This is a genomic window from Microbacterium wangyouchuni (genome assembly GCF_054072595.1).
Genome location: NZ_JBSVRM010000005.1, coordinates 150,230 through 167,250, shown reverse-complemented (window position 1 = coordinate 167,250; position 17,021 = coordinate 150,230). Strand labels below are relative to the sequence as shown.

Genomic DNA, 17,021 nt, shown 5'->3' with positions numbered 1-17,021 from the left:
AGAGCGTGCGCCACGTCTCGCAATCGCCCTACGCCGAGATACTCGGCGATCGCCTGGATCAGCTACATCCGCACCTGCGTGAATACTTCTCGTCGCTGCCCGAGGGGCACATCGGTATCGGCGAAGGCACCTTCAGCCGAGTCGGCACACCGCGACGGTGGCTGTGGCCGCTGCTGCGCCCGCTGCACGAGCGCGGTGTGATCTACGCCGGGTGGCAGCTGAGCGTTCCCTTCCGCGTCACCAACCGCTTAATCGACGGCCGCGTGGTCAGCGAGCGAGAATTTCTCCTCCCCGGTCAGGGGTGGACGATGCGTGACGCGGTATCGGTGAATCCGCATGGACGACTCGTTGACGAGCTCGGCGAATCCGGCGTCGTGGCGGCGAGCTTCGCGGTCGACGTGCGCGATGGTGCACTGCGGATGCGCAGCCACACGGTCGGCATCCGGTGGGGATCGCTGCGGCTCAGGCTTCCGCGGTTCCTCTCCCCCGTCGTCGATCTCACCGAGAGCTTCGACGAGGTGATCGGCCGGCAGCGCGTCCTGGTCACGATGGAGCTTCCGATCGTGGGCCGCATCTACGAGTACGCCGGCGACTTCAGCTATCGCATCGAGGAGGAGAAGCCGTGAGCGCAGGCGAAGTGGCGACCGGCCGCGTGGTGATCGGCGGGTCGTCCGGGTTCATGGGACAGCACCTGCAGCAGAAATACCGGGCAGAGGGGCGTGAGGTCGTCACGATCTCGCGTTCGAGTGCGGATCTGCGCTGGGGCGACCAGAACGGCATCGACCAGGCAGTCGATGGCGCGACTCTCGTGATCGGGCTTGCCGGAAAAAGCGTGAACTGCCGGTACACGCCAGAGAATCGGGCTGAAATCTTCCGCTCCCGCCTCGACACGACGGCGTCGCTCAGCGCCGCGATCACCAGGGCGTCAGCGCCGCCGGCGTTGTGGGTGAATTCATCCACCGCGACGATCTACCGGCATGCCGAAGACCGCCCGATGACCGAAGCAGATGGAGAGATCGGCACCGGATTCTCGGTCGAGGTCGCCCAGGCATGGGAGCGGGCGCTGTTCGCCGATGACCTGCCGCAGACGCGTCGGGTTGCCCTGCGCAGCACCATCGTGCTCGGGCACGGCGGTGTGCTCGGACCGCTGAAGAACCTGGCACGGATCGGGCTCGGTGGTGCACAGCACGACGGCTGGTGGCCGGTTTCGAAGTCTCGACGCGCGGCGGGGACGGGTCATTTTCCCGGAGCTAAACGCGGCGCGCAGCGGTTCAGCTGGGTGCACATCGACGACATCGCCCGCATCATCGACTTCGTCGAGCAGCATCCGGGAATCGATGGTCCGGTGAATGCTGCCGCCCCCTTCCCCGTTGATAACACCACGTTCATGGCGACGGTGCGGCGGGTTCTCGGTGCGAAGTTCGGCCCGCCGATGCCGCGATGGATGCTGGAGCTCGGTGCCATCGGCATCCGCACGGAGACGGAGCTCATTCTCAAGAGCCGGTGGGTGCTTCCAGAGAAACTGTCCGCGGCCGGGTTCGAGTTCGCGTATCCGACGATGGAACCAGCAGTGCGGGAGTCTTTCGAGCGCGCTTAGTCTGCGTCGCCCTGCTCGCGGCGCTTCTCGATCTCCTGGCGCAGGCGCCACTCCTCGATCTCACGGTCGAGGTCTTCGATCTGCTGTTCAGTGGTTCGAACGGCCGATGTCTGGGTCCACGTCTGCTGGATCGGCGGTTGCGTCGTCGTGCGCGGTGCGCGTTGGGGCATCCTCGGCAGTGAGACACCGCCCTCGCCGGGCTCGCGCCCGAGGGCGAACCAGAGAACGCTGCCGACCAGCGGCAGCAGGATGACGATGATCAGCCACACCATCTTCGGCAGGTACTTCACCTGCGAGTCATCACGAGTGATGATGCTGATCAACGCACCGACCATTAGCGCGAAGGTGAGAATCATGAGAATGAACGGCATGGCTTTAGGGTAGCGAGTCGGCCGAGACGTTGCTCGCGCTCGTCCGGCGCGATGGCAGACCAGCCGCTGATTTAATGAGGTATGGCTTTTCGCACCGACCCTGCACCGCTCACGCTGACCGGCTCGCTGGTCGAGCTGCGTCCCCTCGACCGGGCGCATCACGATGGGCTGGTGGATGCCGTCCGCGAGGACGACCTCTGGCAGACCGCCTGGTACACCTCAGTCCCCTCGCCGGACGGCGTCGCAGCGGAGATCGAACGCCGGCTCGGCCTCTCCGAGAAGGGCGAGATGGTGCCGTTCACCGCGTTTGATGCGGCCGGACGCGTGATCGGGATGACGACGTACTACGACATGGCGGCGGATGTTCCCCGGTTGCACATCGGGTACACCTGGAACCGTCCTTCCGCGCACGGCAGCGGCACCAATGCCGAGTCGAAGCTTTTGCTGCTGACGCATGCCTTCGAGACGCTCGGCGTGTTCCGGGCGGGGTTCACAACACAATGGGTGAACTTCCAGTCGCGTGCAGCCATCGAACGGCTCGGGGCGAAGCAGGACGGCGTGATGCGCGCGATCTCGCGTTATCGAAACGGCGCGCTACGCGACAGCGTGGAGTTCTCGATCCTGGAACCGGAGTGGCCGGCGGTCAAGGCGAACCTCGAAGCGCGGCTCGCAAAGCGGCGCTGAGACTGATCAGAGCGACGCTAGCGAGTTCTGCCCCGCGGCGAAACCCCCTCCTGGGTGGGACGAACGGTGGCTAGCCTGCGGTCATGGATACTCAATTGACCGCGCTGATGATCAACTGCACGCTCAAGCCGTCGCCCGCCGATTCCAGCTCGGACGTTCTGGGCGGACAGATCCTCGCCTCGCTTGCTGCGCACTGCGTCTCTCCCGCCAGCATCCGCGCGGTAGATCATCTGATCTTCCCCGGTGTACAGACGGACATGGGCGAGGGAGACCAGTGGCCATCGCTACGCGAGCAGATCCTGCGCGCAGACATTCTTGTTTTCGTCACCCCGACCTGGCTCGGACAGCACTCCAGTGTCGCTCAGCGCGTGCTGGAAAGGCTCGACGCCGAACTCAGCGAAACCGACGAAGAAGGTCGGCCGACCATGTTCAACAAGGTCGCGATCGCCGGGATCGTCGGAAATGAGGACGGGGCTCATCACATCGCAGCGGTCCTGTTCCAGGCGCTGAACGACGTCGGATTCACCGTGGCAGCACAGGGATCGGTGTATTGGAACGGGGAGGCGATGCAGGCTGTGGACTACAAGGATCTCGACGAGGTTCCGGAGAAGGTCGCACAAGCGACCGCTACTGCGACGGCGAACGCCGTGCACATCGCTGAACTGTTGCGTGAGCGCAGCTACTCAGTAGCCTGACCGCTCACGCCGTGCGGCGCTCACTGAGCGCCGGGACCGCCATCCCAGTTGTTGGCGCGACGCGTGGCACTGCCGGGCTGCCGCATGATCCAGGCAAGCGACAGGCAGAACGCCACGAGGCCCGCGCAGAAGACAAGCGCCTCGAAGCCAGCGACCTCGAAGGACTTACCCATCAGGATGATTCCGCCGAGGAATAGGACGACGTAGACGATAAAGCTGAAGATCACGATTGCCTCCTGTTGTGACTGCCTTCTCCAGGATACCCGGCGCCGCGACGGTCGCAGACGCCCCGCATCACGAGCATCTGCGTCGGGCTCGAATCGGCGGCGAGGAGGTGCTCCACAGCGCCCATACGACAAGCACCGGCTGGAGCAGCAAGCGTGCGAATCGTCGACGATCAGTGTCCAGCAGAGGCGCGGATCGACCGGTGCGCCACTGGTGCACGTTCCCCGGGAACACAGCGACGAAGAAAGCGGCGACCGCCCATCCGATGCGTTTGCGCTCCTTCGGAAGCGCGACAAGTGCCACAGAGAGCATCACCTCGACGGCGCCGGATGCGACCACGATCGCGTCCTTGTCCAGGTGAGACAACCGTGTCGCCCAGTCCGGCACGGTGATGCGGAAACCGCGCCGCCCCCAGCTCAGGTGACCGAGCCCCGCGGCGGCGAGCAGAACGGCGAGGGCCCAACGAGAGACGGTACGCGGCATCCTGTGCTCCTGTCGAACGTGACGTGCTCAGCGTACCGGCCGGGGTGCAGGAGAGCTGTCTCGTAGTCTGATCTCATGGAAGCTTCGCGCCGTCAGCGCTTGAGCGCGATGGATCGCGTCGTCGATATCGGATTCGCCATCCTGCTCGTCGTATGCGGGATACGGTATTTCAGCAGGCATCCGCTTGAGGGCGTCGGCTTTGCCGCGCTTATCCTCGCGATCGGAGCGGGTGTGAGCTACGCGATCGCGGTGATCGGCCGCCGCAGCCTCGATTCTGCTGCGCACGCTGCGGGACTGGACACGGTCGGATCTAGACAGGCGATAGGACTCCTCATCGCTACGGGCTTCTGGCTACCTCTCGCCGTGCTCGCTCCGTCCTTCGGATGGTGCGGTTTCGCGCTCTTCTTCGCGGTGCACAGAGTGATTCGCGGCCGCCTCGCGATCATCATCTCCGCTGCCATCGTCGTGGCCGTGAGCGTGGGGCTCTTCCTCATGTCGAATGGGGACGACCTCGGGTTGGTACTGGGTCCGTTCTTCGGCGGCGTCGTGCTCACCTACGCTTACACCGCGCTCGATCGTGCGCTGGACGCGCAACGAACGCTCATCGCGGAACTGGTCGATACACGTGAACAACTTGCACGTTCTGAGCGAGATGCCGGAGCGCTGGCGGAACGTGAACGCGTGGCCAGCGAACTGCACGACACGGTGGTGCAGCGAACAGCGACGGCTCTTCTCATGCTCGAATCAGATGACCTGCGTGGTGAGCAATCCACTGCGGTCGGGAAAGCGCGTGAAGCGCTGCGCGACGGCCTCGTGCAAACACGGCAGCTTCTTCACGGGCTCGCTGACCCGCGGGAGAGCGGCGTCTCCCTCGCTATCGCACTTCAGGCGCAGGCACGGGCCGCGGGCGCAGAGTTCGTCGTCGTCGGGGACGAGCGCGCGGTCTCCGATACGATTTCTCACGCACTCCAGCGCGTCGTTCAGGAAGCTCTGGTCAACGCTCACAAGCACGCTCAGGCAACGTGGACACGCGTCACCCTCACCTTCTTCGACTCAGAGATCGGTGTGGACGTGGCCGATGACGGGATCGGGCTCGCCGCCGCTGCACACGACTCGACGATGATCGATTCCGGTTCCGGTGGCTTCGGCATTCGAGCGATGACGTGGCGCGTCGAGAACCTGGGCGGAATGCTGACCGTCGAGTCATACGCGGGCGAAGGAACGACCGTGTCCGCGATCGTGCCGGATGCCGCGCAGGAAGAGAGCAGATCATGATCCGGATTCTGCTGCTGGATGACCACCCTGTCCTGCGGCACGGCGTGAGGTCATTGCTGGACACTCAGAACGATTTCGAGGTCGTCGCCGATGTGGGCTCTGCTGCGGAGGCAACCGCGGCAGCTCAGGGAATCGATGTCGCGCTCGTCGATCTCGACCTCGGCGACGATGTCCCAGACGGAATCGAAGCGATCCGCGAGATCCGCCGGGCGAGCCCGACCACGAGCGTGCTGGTGTTCACGGCCTACGACTCCGACGCAGATATCGTGCGAGCGCTGGATGCCGGGGCTGCGGGTTACCTCGTCAAGGACAGCAGACCCGCGGAACTGTTTCAAGCGATCCGCGCGGCCGCGGATAGAAAGAGTCGCCCGCACGGCGCGATCAGCGCACAGGCTCTCGAACGCATTGATCGACCGGGCGCGCTCACGCTGCGCGAGCTCGAGGTTCTCACCTTGGCTGCCGACGGACTCTCCAACCGTGACCTGGCGCGAGCGCTGCACGTCAGCGAGGCGACGATCAAGACTCACCTGCATCACGCCTTCACCAAACTTGGCGCGGATAATCGTCAGGCAGCGATTGCCATCGCGGTCAAACGCGGGTTCATCCGAATCTGAAGCATTCAGGTTCCTATCAGGCAGGTTCAACTGATCGATTGATGTGCCGGTTTTCTCGAATTCCTAACGTGGAATGTGTTCGCTTCGACTACTTGAGTCGGAGTTTCACACTCACTTCAGGGAGAAGAAGACTTGACGAAGAATCGCATCGTGCCGACACGCCGCACCATGATCACCGCGTCGGTGGTCACCGCTGTAGCTATCAGCCTCGCCCCGACCGCAAGCGCATTCGCCGCTGAAACCACGGCCGCCCCCGTCTCAAGTATTTCTGCTGCGGTTGCCACGCCGTCAGATGTACTGGCAGGCACACCGTGGGAGACCACAAGCACTGTGGACCAGGACGGAAACAACGTCCCGCTGACAGACGAAAACGTCGCCAACTTCGTCGGCTGGGCCTACTACAACACCGACGGCACGTTCACGATGTACAACCTGGACGACACCCCGAAGATGCAGGGTGACTGGACCGTATCGGCCGACGGCTCAGAGCGTGTCCTCATCGCGAAGGACACCAACGGCGACGTGCTCTTCGAGCGCGCAGTGCCAATCACCGAACTCACCCCCGAAGAGTTCACCTACCGCGTCATCCCCGACGAGGCCAACCCCGAGGTCTACTACGACATCATCCACACTCCCACCGAGCACGCCGAGCCCGCAGCCACCGCCCCGGATGACAGCGAAGCCGGGACAGACGACGAAGGGCTGGCCGCGACGGGCAATGCGGGCCCGATCGTTGCACTCGCTGCAGGATTGGTCGCGCTGGTCGGCGGTGTCGCAATCTACGTAACCCGCCGGATGCGCCCGAGCAACCAAGCCTGACCCGCCTGCCCACCTCTCCGAAAGGCCACCATCATGAGACCGCGATCGATCTTCCTCGCTGCCACCGCTCTGTCTACGGCTATCCTTCTTGCAGGCTGTGCCGCGACAGAGCAGACGCCGAGCACAAGCACGACACCCGCTCCGGAGGCGTCCGCAGAGGCTCTCGAACAGGAGGAGCTGAACATGAACCTGATTCAGGCCGCCTGGGCCAACGATCTCGAAACATCCGCGCAGCTCATCGCAGCGGGCGCCGATGTCAATGCCAAGGATTCAACCACTCAGAGCGCGTACCTGATCGCCACGAGCGAGGGGTACCTTCCGCTGCTGGAGCTCACTCTCCAGAACGGAGCCGACGTCGCAAGCCTTGATTCCTGGAACGGCACCGGCCTCATCAGAGCGAGCGAGCGGGGTCATGCCGACGTCGTGGGACGCTTGATACAGGCGGGGATCGACACTGACCATGTCAACAATCTCGGTTGGGTGGCGCTGCACGAGGCGCTGGTCTTCGCGAAGCCCGAACAAGTCGAAGCCTACGTAGAAACCGTGCGCGTGCTCGTGGCAGGAGGAGCCGACGTGACTATTCCATCTGAACGCGACGGGATGAGCCCGGCGCAGCTCGCCGAAGAGCACTCTCTGACGCCTCAGTCCGAGTTGCTGCGCGCTGCTGCTGCCGACGACACTGCCACGACCGGTGACGGTGAAGCCGACCAGCGGCTTCTCACGGCTGCGCAGGCAGGCGATGCTGATGCGGCAGCGCTCGCGCTGCGCGCCGGAGCAAATCTGGAGACACGAAATGATCTCGAACAGACTCCCCTTCTCCTGGCATCCGCTCATGATCACGTCGAGGTTGCTCGTCTGCTCGTCGCCCTCGGCGCCGACGTTGATGCCCTCGATCATCAGCACGACACCCCTTGGCTCGTCACAGGGGTAACAGGCAGCGTCGCGATGCTCGAAGCCCTTCTTCCCGCGGATCCGGACATGTCGATTCCCAATCGGTTCGGAGGACTCTCCCCGATCCCGGCTGGCGAACGCGGGCACGCAGATTACATCAAACGGGTCGTGAGCACAGGCGTGGACCTGGACCATGTGAACAACCTCGGCTGGACGGCGCTCCTGGAAACAGTCATCTTCGGAGACGGCTCCACGCGTTACCAGGACATCGTCGCCACGCTCATCGACGCTGGCGCAGATGTCACCATCGCAGACAAGAACGGTGTCACGCCTCTCGAGCACGCTCAGTCTCGCGGATTCGGAGAAATCGCGGCCGCATTAGAGAAGGCTTCTCGCTGACGGGCACAGGGCTCGCCCTGGCAGCACCGCTGGTACCGCCGCTCAGCGTATGCGACCGCCATGCCACGCGCGTGCGACAGCACCGGTGTCGCGGCTGATACCCGTGCCGATGACCATGCCGATCGCAATCGCGAAGATACCGCCGATGGTCTGCAGTAGGGCGTTTCCGCCACCGGCAGTTCCCACCACTGTCTCGGTCAGACCGATGAAGCCCAGAGTGCCGGGCACCATCATCCAATAGGCGCACGTGAGCATCACCGCGGGTTGCGGAGCGCGAGGAATATGCGAGGCGAGATAGATGGCAGGCACCGCGATGAGAGCCCCCACGAGCCCGGACAGCGTTGCGCCGAGGAGCAGGTGTCCGAGCAGCTGTCCGGCGTAAGCAACGCTCAATGCGAACAGAATCCAGATCAGGGAGCCTTTGGGCGCAACGGAATAGAGATAGTAGCCAACCGCCACGAACACGATGCCCACCCACGGAGCCCAGGCACCGAGACGATCTCCCGTGGCAGTGTGCGGGGTCGCGATGCCCGTGACGACAATGCCCATGTAGAGCCCGAAGGCCAGCAGCGAGAGAGTCGCGAAACCGTAGAGCAGACGGCTCGCGCCGGCGATGATCTGACCATTCGTGAGTTCGACAGTGGCGATCGTGAGGGTCAGCCCCGGAAGCATGCTGGCGATGGCAGGCGTGACGAGGCTGAGCATGCTCTGACTCGCCAGCTCAGGAGCGATCAGTCCGGCGATCGCCGTTGCGATGAAAGCAGCCACGACCGGGAGCACGAGCGCGAGCGTGCGCACCCGTGAACCCAGCAGCACGAGCAGCCCGACGAGCAGCCCGAGCGCCGCATATATGGGCAACGCCGGCAGCGTGGGGCTCAACACGAGGCCGAATCCGACGGTCAGCAGGACGTGACCGCTCAAGGATGCCCAGAAACCGAATCGTGGCGGAGTTCTGATGATCTGCGCTACCTGTTCCGACACGGCCGCTGGCGCGAGTTGGGTTTCGGCCGCCCGGTGCATGAGGCGTTCGATTGCATCGACCTGGTCGAGGCGCAACGCGGGCTGATCGGCGTCGAACACCGATGTGTTCGCCGGCACGGCCAGCGGATCCTCGATCAACACGAGGGTAGGAAGGGTGATGATGCGCAGTTCAGAATTTCCATAAGTGCCGGCCAATGAGCGAAGCGATGCTGCCACCTCATTGGTGGGCTGCGACCCGGCCAGCAGCATACGTCCGAGCATGCCGAGCATGTCGACCAGCTGCGCGTCATGCGCACTGGTCGGTGGCGCGGAGTCTTCCTTCTTAAGGACAGACAGCGCACGTTGCAGGCGCGTTCGACGAAGGTTCAGAACTATCCTCCCGGTCGTGGATGGTGACGACTTCGATCTCACATGAGTTTCGTCGACTTCAGCATGCCCTCCATCTTCGCGTTGACGCCGATGAGCGGCTTGCGCAGCGCCAAGCCCAGAAGCAGCATCGGCAGGATGAACGCGAGCAGCAGACCCAGTGAGATCCAGTAGTCCGCGTGGTAGATGCCGGCAAGCGCGGCCCGGAAGGCGTCGATGGCATGCGTGGCCGGCAGGAACGGACTGATGTTCTGGAACCATTGCGGTAGCAGGACGAGCGGATACGCACCTCCGGCACCTGCGACTTGGATGACCAGCAGAAAGACGGCTAGCGCCTTTCCTGCATCGCTGAACGACACCACGAGCGTATAGATGACGAAGGTGAAGACGAGCGAGGTCACCCAGCCGAGCAGGAGGAACAAGAACGGATGCACGGGTTGCAGCCCAACGATCAGAATGTTCCCGAGGAACACCAGGGTGCTCTGAGCCAACCCGAGCAGCGCGAAAAGACCGTAGCGACCGAGGAACCGCTGATGAAGCTTCAGCTCGGGCCCGCCGTCGAAGGGCCGTGCGGGCGGGTCGACGCGCAAGGTCACGCACATCAGCAAAGCACCGACCCAGAGCGCAAGGGTCGAGTACAGCGGTGCCATCCCGGCCCCGAAGCTCACCACCGGGAACAGCGGAATCCGATCGAGTCCGATGGGCTGGGACAGCGCGGTGGCCAGCACTGCCGGGTTCGAGCCGATGATCTTGCTGATCTCACCGAAGTCGCCGGAGTCGACTGCTGTGGACAGCAGGCCAGCGACCCGCTCAACCTCCACTGCGGTATCACCCAAGGTTGTGGCGAGTTCGCCATTCTGCGCTACGGCATTGTCGAGCATGCTGGTGACGCCGTTTGCTGTGTTGCCGAGGCCCGCGACGCTGCCGGCGATGCCCCCGAGCCCGATACTGACCGCGTTGAGTGTTGTTGCGAGCTCATCAAGCGTTGGCTTGAGGTTGTTCGTGAACACGGCCCCGGCGTTATCGAGTGAAGCCTGCGCAGCCACGATCCGTCCATCGATATCGGCACGGAACCCCTGCACATCGTTGTTGCCCTGAGCCACGCCGTCCGCCGTCTCCTGAAGGCGAGATTGCAGAGCCTGCTCCCCGGCGATCGCAGCGTCAAGATCTGCCACGACGGCATCGAGCGCGGGGCGCTCTTCGTCGGACAGCGTCGGCGCTACGTCGTTGATGAGTCGCTCTCGCAGCTGCACATGCCGATCGATGAGGTCGCCAATGTCGGTGACCATCACCCCGATCAGCTCGACGCTGGACGCGGCATCGGAATCGAGGCCAGAGAACACTCGATCGACTTCTCCGGAGAAACGGCCGAGCTGAGCCGAGCTGGCTTCGAAGGCCGCAGTCAGCACATCGGACGCGTGAATGACCGCAGCATCCGCATCCTGCGCGGCGGCGAGACCTTCCTGGATCTTTCCCGTCGCGGTAGAGAACTCGGATTCGACGGCTCCGAACAGGCTGGAGCTACTACTGACCAGCGGGATGCTCGCTTGGAGGATCCCCGTGAACATCGTGGCAGTGCCCGATGCTGCACGCAGCTGCGCTGCCACGTCGCTGATGTGCGCCTCGATGCGAACGAATGTTGCGTGAGAGTCACTACTGCCCAGGTTCTTCGCGATCGACGAAACGAGGCTCAAAGCGATGTCGCTGAGCTCGTTCATGAACTCGGAGTTGATCTTCGCAGAAAGGTCGTCGGCGCCTTCGCTGGTGATGAGGGGTGCCAACGGATTCGATTTGTCGTTGGTGTAGTAATTGATCTTGGTCTGCTGGGAACCGGCCGTATAGAAGGTGAGCATGCGCTCGCTGAAGTCTTCCGGCAACACCATCGCGGCGTAGTACTCACCGGACTCTGTGCCGGCGATCGCATCTTCCTTGGTTGTGATGACCCAGTCGAGCTGGTCGTTCGCACGAAGCGCTGACTCGACCAAGCTCGCGATGTTCAGGTGGATCGGGATCAGCGGGCTGGTGTAGCCCTTGTCCACGCTCGCCACAGCGACCTTGAGGTTCTTGGTGTTGTCGAAAGGCTCCCAGCTGCCGATCACGTTGAACCAGGTGAACGCGGAGGGAATGACAACGAGTCCGCACAACACAATGACCGCCATCACATTGCTTGTCACGCGACGCAGGTCCGATCGGAACTGCTGCACGATTCCCCTCATCGCTTGGACTCCAGTTCCGCCAGCTCTTCACGCAATTTCTCTTCGGGCATGTCCCCCACCTCCGCGGAAAGGCGCAGGCTGTAGCGGATGTACTCCAGTGCGACCAACGCGACGAAAACTATGATGAGCCACAGAATCCACAGACCCACGAATTCGATCTTCGTGCTCGGGAAGACTATTGCGCACACGGCCAGCACCAACACACCGATCAGCCCAACGACGACGATCCCGCTACGGAACCCTCGGTATGACCGCGCGAACGGCAGGGCACGTTTCTTGAGGCTCTCCTTGTATCTGGCGCGATTGGCCAGGGCACGCAGCACGTGATTGAGCCGGTAGCCGCGGCCGGTAGGAGCACCGTCCTCGCTGGTGAACAGCTCCGTTTCGCGGACCTGGCTCGTGAACAGCCGCGTGACGTTGGCGACGTGTCGTCGAAGCACCAGCCCGAGGAAGAAGGACAGTACAACGAAAATTGCCAGCATCCCGAGGTAGCGCCAATAAGCGAACCCAGCGAAACCGCTGATCACCTCACGCATTGCGTCGATCCCGTATGTGAAAGGGAAGAAGGGGTACAGCGATTGGAAGAACTCCGGCATGAGCTGGATCGGATAGATTCCAGAAGCTCCAGGGATCTGCATGATCACGAGAACGACAGCGAGCCCCTTGCCGACGTACCCGAATGTCACAGACAGGGCGTAGATGACGCTGAGATAGGCCAGTCCGATCAGTATCGGCGTGACGACGAATGCGAACACGTTGACGTGTTGCACCCCGATTATCAGGTTGCCAATGCTGAGGACGATCGCCTGCATCACAGCGATGCACGCGAACAATGACCAGCGACCGAGGTACTTCTGACGTTCCGTGACGTCGGCGATATCTTCATCGTCAACATCAAGCTTCAAGATCACGACGAGCACGAAAGCGCCGATCCACAGCGACAGGTTGATGAACAGAGCTCCCATCAGTGATCCGTATGCCGGGGTCGGGAAGATGGTGTGCTGATCCACTTGCACGGGCGTCGCCATGAACTCAGCAATCTGCTCGGCATTCAGATGAGTGAGGGCCTCAAGATCTTGGAAGAGGGCCACCCCTCCCAGCGTCTGCAGATCAGAGACCGCGACGCCCATATCCGCTTCCACTGCAGCGAGGTTGCCATCGAGACTGCTCAGCGCGCTCGATGTCTGCTCGAGCTGGTGGTCAAGGCCTCCCAGCAGAACCGACGACTCCCCCAGAATGACACGCTGCGCGTCCACCGCCGCTAAGAGCGCACTGCTCGCCGCGCTCACGCGTCCGACGGCACCCAAAGCACCTGAGGCTGCCTCGCCCACTTCTGCGGAGCCGATCACATGACCAGTCGTCGCCTCTCCGGCGAGTTGAAGCAACTCCGTCTGGGCGCGTTCCGCGAGTGCGCTGACGTCGGTGAGCGTCGTCTGAGCATCTGCGAGGGCAACGTCGATGTCGCCCAAGACCACTTCGCTGCTTTGCAATCCCGCCCGTGCATCGGTGATATCACCGTCGAGCACGCTCAGGCTGGCACGAGTCTGCCCAATGGCCTCCGCTACTCGCTGCAAGTCGCTGACGACTTGGGCCTCGGCGGCCAGCAGGTCATCTTCGGCTGCGACGCCACCCTTCTGGATCGCCGTCGCGACAGCATCCGCGACCTGTTGGGTGAACGAGTCAGTGATCTGCGTCTGCAACGTTGTTGCCCCGGTGTCCGTGATCTCCGGCGTGACTCCGTTCTCTTTCTCGTTGACGTAGTAGAGCAACTTGGGTTTGGTGAAATCCCCCGAAGTGATGCTCAGCAGATCCTTCGAGAAGTTCTCTGGAACGACGAACATGGCAAAGCTCTCGCCGCTGCGCACGGATTCCATGCCGGCGTCCTCTGAGAGGAAATGCCAGCCGAGATCGTCGTTGTCTTTGAGCTTTGCGACGAGCTGATCGCCGACATTCACCTCGCCCGTGAGCGAGTTGGATGCCCCAGCATCGAGGTTGACGACCGCGATGCTCAAGTTCTTCGTGTTGTCGAACGGGTTCCAGAACGCCGTGATGTTGAACCATGCATACAACGCGGGCGTGATGAGGGCACCACCGATGATCACAAGTGCCAGCGGCACACGAACGAGCCGTTTGATATCCCGTTTCAGAACCCGCCAGACATTGCGCATTCGTTCGCCCCTCACGACACCTGATCAGTCCTACACCGTCGGACGCGACGCCTCCGACGGTCAATCCATAGCTCCGATGTGCCCTACCCTAGCGGCAGGCGAGCGCCGCGATGCGCACCCCTCAGAAATGTGCGAGATGCCGGCCTGGTCGGTGTTGCGCGTGCCCGGTGGATAGACTGAGGCCCGATTGCGACCGCCCGGCAGTGAGAGGCCCTCCGTTGTCACACACCACAATGCACATCCTCGGCATCAGCCTTGCCGTGCTTTCCGCCGCAGCGTTGTCGTTCGGAAACCTCTGGCAGGCCAGGGGCATCGCGGTCGCCACCGCAAGCAAAGGCGACGGCAAGCTCTTCATCACGATGGTCAAGACGCCGATCTGGTTGCTGGGCACCGCGTTCTACGGGATCGCAATACTGCTGCAGGTGGCCAGCCTCGCCTTCGCTCCCCTGATGCTCGTGCAGCCCGTCGGCGTGCTGGCTCTCGTATTCGCGGTCTTCCTCGGCGCGAAGATGTCCGGCAAGATGCCCACTCGCGGGATCTACCGATCGATTCTGCTGTGTTTGGTCGGCGTCATCGCATACGTGATCATCGCAGCGCAGGTGAGCAAGCAGAAGGCGATCACGGACGCGGAGCTCATCGGGGTGCTGGTCGCGCTCTGCACCGGTCTCGTCCTCGCGGCCGCCGCCTGGCTGCTCAGCCGCGGCAGATCGAAGCTCGCCCCCATCGTCTACGTCCTCTTCGGCGGGCTCTTCTCGGCGTTCGTCGCAGCGCTCGGCAAAACGGTGCTCCTGCGCGTGCAGGGACTGTTCGCCGGGCATCCGTTCACGCTTGACTCCGAAGGCATCCTGACCCTCGCGTGCGTGCTCGGCATCGGTGTGGCCTCGGCTCTCTCGATCTACTTCGTCCAGACGGCGTACACGTGCAATCCGTCGGATGTGGTCGTCGCCGGCACAACGGTGATCGACCCTGCGATCTCAGTGTTCATCGGAATCGTCATCTTGCACGAGGCTGCGGGCGCATCTGTCTGGTCGCTGCTCGCGATCGGCGGTGCAGGTATCGTCGCCACGATCGGCGTCTTCAAGCTTGCCCAGGCCGAAAAGCTCGAAGAGGCTTCTGATGCGGACGTCTCCCAGACGCGAGATGCTGACGACGCAGACGCGCCCAGCGACCTTCCCGAACGGTGACCACGGAACCCCTGCGGCCGCTCATCAGCCTGTGAACACGAAAGGGGACCGGCCCTTCTCGGACCGGCCCCCCTCTCTTCGTATGCTCGCTGGCAGAGAGCGTCAGCTGGCCTTCGCCAACTTCAGAGCCTTGAAGCCCTTGGCAAGCTGAGCGAACTCATCCTGCTTGCGCGCGACGAACTCAAGCGCCTCACGCCCGGTGTCCACAAGGCCGAGACCGAGGTCGTCGACTGCCTCGAACTTGTGGCTGCAGTCCCCCGCGAGACCGCCTTCGAGCGAGAGCTTTCCGATCAGATCCAGCTTGAGGATCTCCGTTCCCTCGTTGAAGCTCATCTTCTCGAAGTCGAGCCACACGATGTTGGGGCGCGTCGTCGATTCGAATGCGTAGCGCTTGTTAGTCATATCCGCGACAACCTGCCAGATCGTCTGCGATGCATCCGGTTTCCCGGGCTCCGGAGTCCGGAACGGCTGCGCAGCATTGCGGATGATGCTGAACATCGCCGCCATCGCCTGCAGCTCGGTCTTCGGCTGCACCTGGTGCTCGATGTAATAGGAGGCACGAGCGAAGCGGTCCGACGCAAGCGTCGACCCGGGAAGCGGCTTGTCGCCGCCGAGGCCATCGATCTCCTTGACCAGCTCGAGCTGCTTGTCGAAGGTCGGAGAGTTTGTCATGACCTTGTAGTCACGGTTGTGGTAAACCGTCGCCGACCCCTGGGTGTACTCGATGATCGCGGAGTCACCGGTGGCATCGTTGATCGCCAGGTGCAACGTCGGGACGAGATGTCCAGTCGGATCGAACAGCTGCGCGATGCGTACATCGCTGCTCTTCGTCCATTCAACGGCTTCGGCGACCGTGGCGAAGTTGTCGAGGTAGTACTGCAGCCAGATCGACTGGCTGAGCTGAACATCAGAGTCCTCGGGCTTGCCGTAATTCGACTCCGCGAGCCACAGGATGTGTCCTGCGAGGCCCTCTTCGTTCATGCCATCAGTAGCGATCAGGTCGAACGCCGTCGCGATGACGCTGCCGTACTTCGCCTTCCATGTGAGCTTGCCGTTAGCGCCATCCTTGCGTTCGATACCGCGGGGCATTTTCCACAGGTTGGTAAGCAAATCCATGTGGAAATCCATGTTTCGGCCGACGATTACCGCGCCGTTTGCGTCGGGCCAGAGTACTCGTGTGCACATTGGGTTGGTTCCCTTTCTTTGCATGCACTCCTGGAGTGCGTTACACCGGTATCGAGGTGATCCGATGAGAATAGGTGCTCAGCATCCTCCAACGGATGCGGAGAGAACGAGCCGAACTTTCATCGCTTCGCCGGCTTCTTGAGCGGCACCGTCGCAGAATCGAATCGCACGGTGTTCCAGGGCATCTTCGGCAGCGCGATGACGGAAGCTCCGACAAAGCAGAGCGCGCCGATGAACGTGCCCCAGTTGGCGACGTTCGCGTCTTTACTGCCGCCGTCGTCCGTCACGAAGGCGCCGATCGCGGAGACGCCGAACGCGATGCATCCCGCCATGTTGACGTGGGCTGCCCACCAGGCGGGCTTGGTCAGGCCCCACAGCGTGTCTTGCTCGCGATAAAAGGCTATATAGACGAAGAAAGCGCTGATGAGGAAGGCTGCCGAGCCACCGGCATCGGGATTCCACACGAAGTGCTTCTCCACGGCGACGGATTTCGCGGTGAGTGCCGTCGTCGTACTCACATTGAAAAGGATCGTGCCGAAACTCTGCGTCGCCGCAGCCAACCACTCGGCACGGAACGCTTTCGCCTGACCTTTATGGACGCGGACCGTCGCGTCACCACTGAGAACCAGCTGGAAAAGTCCGGCTGTGGTGAAGAACCACGCGCCGATGAAACAGACCCAGTTGGTGAATGCGACGTCACCGAATCCCCAGATCGAGGCCGCCGATCCGAGAGCGAACAGCGAGCCTCCAATAATGAAGTACACGCTCTGCTTTGTGAGACTCGGCGTGAGAAAGGGCGCGCGGAGGTCGGCGCTCGGCTTCGATGTCATCGCGGATTCCGTTCGGTTACAGTCGGCTGAGTTCGGTG

Annotated in this window: 17 protein-coding genes; 9 read left to right on the top strand and 8 right to left on the bottom strand. The window is 62.7% G+C overall.

Annotated features, from left to right (window positions below; all coding sequences use genetic code 11):
* Nucleotides 1-5: 5 nt before the first annotated feature.
* The gene (locus tag ACW5CM_RS10380) at nucleotides 6-626 is read left to right on the top strand and encodes a DUF4166 domain-containing protein (protein ID WP_457124947.1); all 621 of its coding nucleotides are present in this window, start codon (nucleotides 6-8) and stop codon (nucleotides 624-626) included.
* On the top strand, nucleotides 623-1,597 hold the full coding sequence (locus ACW5CM_RS10375; RefSeq protein WP_457124946.1) for an epimerase: 975 nt from the start codon (nucleotides 623-625) through the stop codon (nucleotides 1,595-1,597). The genes ACW5CM_RS10380 and ACW5CM_RS10375 overlap by 4 nt, the downstream gene beginning before the upstream one ends.
* On the opposite strand, the gene ACW5CM_RS10370 is transcribed toward ACW5CM_RS10375, so the two are convergent.
* On the bottom strand, nucleotides 1,594-1,968 hold the full coding sequence (locus ACW5CM_RS10370; RefSeq protein ID WP_457124945.1) for a PLD nuclease N-terminal domain-containing protein: 375 nt from the start codon (nucleotides 1,966-1,968) through the stop codon (nucleotides 1,594-1,596). The two genes, ACW5CM_RS10375 and ACW5CM_RS10370, sit on opposite strands and share 4 nt — an antisense overlap.
* An 81-nt stretch (nucleotides 1,969-2,049) precedes the next feature.
* On the opposite strand from ACW5CM_RS10370, the gene ACW5CM_RS10365 reads away from it, so the two are divergent.
* Nucleotides 2,050-2,652: a GNAT family N-acetyltransferase gene (locus tag ACW5CM_RS10365; RefSeq protein WP_457124944.1), complete on the top strand. Its 603-nt coding sequence runs from the start codon at nucleotides 2,050-2,052 to the stop codon at nucleotides 2,650-2,652.
* Nucleotides 2,653-2,735: 83 nt separating this feature from the next.
* Nucleotides 2,736-3,347 carry a flavodoxin family protein gene (locus ACW5CM_RS10360; RefSeq protein WP_457124943.1) on the top strand — a complete coding sequence of 204 codons (612 nt, stop codon included), beginning with the start codon at nucleotides 2,736-2,738 and terminating at the stop codon, nucleotides 3,345-3,347.
* A gap of 20 nt (nucleotides 3,348-3,367) precedes the next feature.
* On the opposite strand, the gene ACW5CM_RS10355 is transcribed toward ACW5CM_RS10360, so the two are convergent.
* Together ACW5CM_RS10355 and ACW5CM_RS10350 are read right to left on the bottom strand one after the other, a co-directional pair.
* On the bottom strand, nucleotides 3,368-3,574 hold the full coding sequence (locus tag ACW5CM_RS10355; protein ID WP_438254972.1) for a hypothetical protein: 207 nt from the start codon (nucleotides 3,572-3,574) through the stop codon (nucleotides 3,368-3,370).
* Between the two features lie 67 nt (nucleotides 3,575-3,641).
* Nucleotides 3,642-4,055, bottom strand: a complete 414-nt coding sequence (locus ACW5CM_RS10350; protein ID WP_457124942.1) for a DoxX family protein — start codon at nucleotides 4,053-4,055, stop codon at nucleotides 3,642-3,644.
* Nucleotides 4,056-4,130: 75 nt separating this feature from the next.
* Between ACW5CM_RS10350 and ACW5CM_RS10345 the strand changes: the two genes are divergently transcribed.
* The 4 genes from ACW5CM_RS10345 (at nucleotide 4,131) to ACW5CM_RS10330 (ending at nucleotide 8,053) form a co-directional block, all read left to right on the top strand.
* Nucleotides 4,131-5,330 carry a sensor histidine kinase gene (locus ACW5CM_RS10345; protein WP_457124941.1) on the top strand — a complete coding sequence of 400 codons (1,200 nt, stop codon included), beginning with the start codon at nucleotides 4,131-4,133 and terminating at the stop codon, nucleotides 5,328-5,330.
* Nucleotides 5,327-5,944, top strand: coding sequence for a response regulator (locus tag ACW5CM_RS10340; RefSeq protein WP_438254968.1), 618 nt, complete (start codon nucleotides 5,327-5,329; stop codon nucleotides 5,942-5,944). Before ACW5CM_RS10345 ends, ACW5CM_RS10340 begins: the two co-directional genes overlap by 4 nt.
* 132 nt (nucleotides 5,945-6,076) lie before the next feature.
* On the top strand, nucleotides 6,077-6,763 hold the full coding sequence (locus ACW5CM_RS10335; RefSeq protein ID WP_457124940.1) for a DUF4822 domain-containing protein: 687 nt from the start codon (nucleotides 6,077-6,079) through the stop codon (nucleotides 6,761-6,763).
* Nucleotides 6,764-6,796: 33 nt separating this feature from the next.
* Nucleotides 6,797-8,053 (top strand): ankyrin repeat domain-containing protein, encoded by a 1,257-nt coding sequence (locus ACW5CM_RS10330; RefSeq protein ID WP_457124939.1) that lies wholly within the window; start codon nucleotides 6,797-6,799, stop codon nucleotides 8,051-8,053.
* A gap of 42 nt (nucleotides 8,054-8,095) precedes the next feature.
* On the opposite strand, the gene ACW5CM_RS10325 is transcribed toward ACW5CM_RS10330, so the two are convergent.
* From ACW5CM_RS10325 to ACW5CM_RS10315, 3 genes are read right to left on the bottom strand one after another with little or no spacing between them, the layout of a single operon-like run.
* Nucleotides 8,096-9,445, bottom strand: a complete 1,350-nt coding sequence (locus ACW5CM_RS10325; RefSeq protein WP_457124938.1) for a threonine/serine exporter family protein — start codon at nucleotides 9,443-9,445, stop codon at nucleotides 8,096-8,098.
* Nucleotides 9,442-11,616: a YhgE/Pip domain-containing protein gene (locus ACW5CM_RS10320; RefSeq protein WP_457124937.1), complete on the bottom strand. Its 2,175-nt coding sequence runs from the start codon at nucleotides 11,614-11,616 to the stop codon at nucleotides 9,442-9,444. Before ACW5CM_RS10320 ends, ACW5CM_RS10325 begins: the two co-directional genes overlap by 4 nt.
* Nucleotides 11,613-13,784 (bottom strand): YhgE/Pip domain-containing protein, encoded by a 2,172-nt coding sequence (locus tag ACW5CM_RS10315; protein WP_438254962.1) that lies wholly within the window; start codon nucleotides 13,782-13,784, stop codon nucleotides 11,613-11,615. The genes ACW5CM_RS10320 and ACW5CM_RS10315 overlap by 4 nt, the downstream gene beginning before the upstream one ends.
* A gap of 218 nt (nucleotides 13,785-14,002) precedes the next feature.
* On the opposite strand from ACW5CM_RS10315, the gene ACW5CM_RS10310 reads away from it, so the two are divergent.
* On the top strand, nucleotides 14,003-14,968 hold the full coding sequence (locus tag ACW5CM_RS10310) for a DMT family protein (protein WP_439255947.1): 966 nt from the start codon (nucleotides 14,003-14,005) through the stop codon (nucleotides 14,966-14,968).
* A gap of 102 nt (nucleotides 14,969-15,070) precedes the next feature.
* On the opposite strand, the gene ACW5CM_RS10305 is transcribed toward ACW5CM_RS10310, so the two are convergent.
* Complete coding sequence (locus ACW5CM_RS10305) at nucleotides 15,071-16,153, bottom strand: linear amide C-N hydrolase (RefSeq protein WP_439255946.1); 1,083 nt, start codon at nucleotides 16,151-16,153, stop codon at nucleotides 15,071-15,073.
* A gap of 119 nt (nucleotides 16,154-16,272) precedes the next feature.
* A complete protein-coding gene (locus tag ACW5CM_RS10300; protein ID WP_438254957.1) occupies nucleotides 16,273-16,983 on the bottom strand; it encodes a hypothetical protein in 711 nt (236 codons plus the stop codon).
* Between the last annotated feature and the right edge of the window lie 38 nt (nucleotides 16,984-17,021).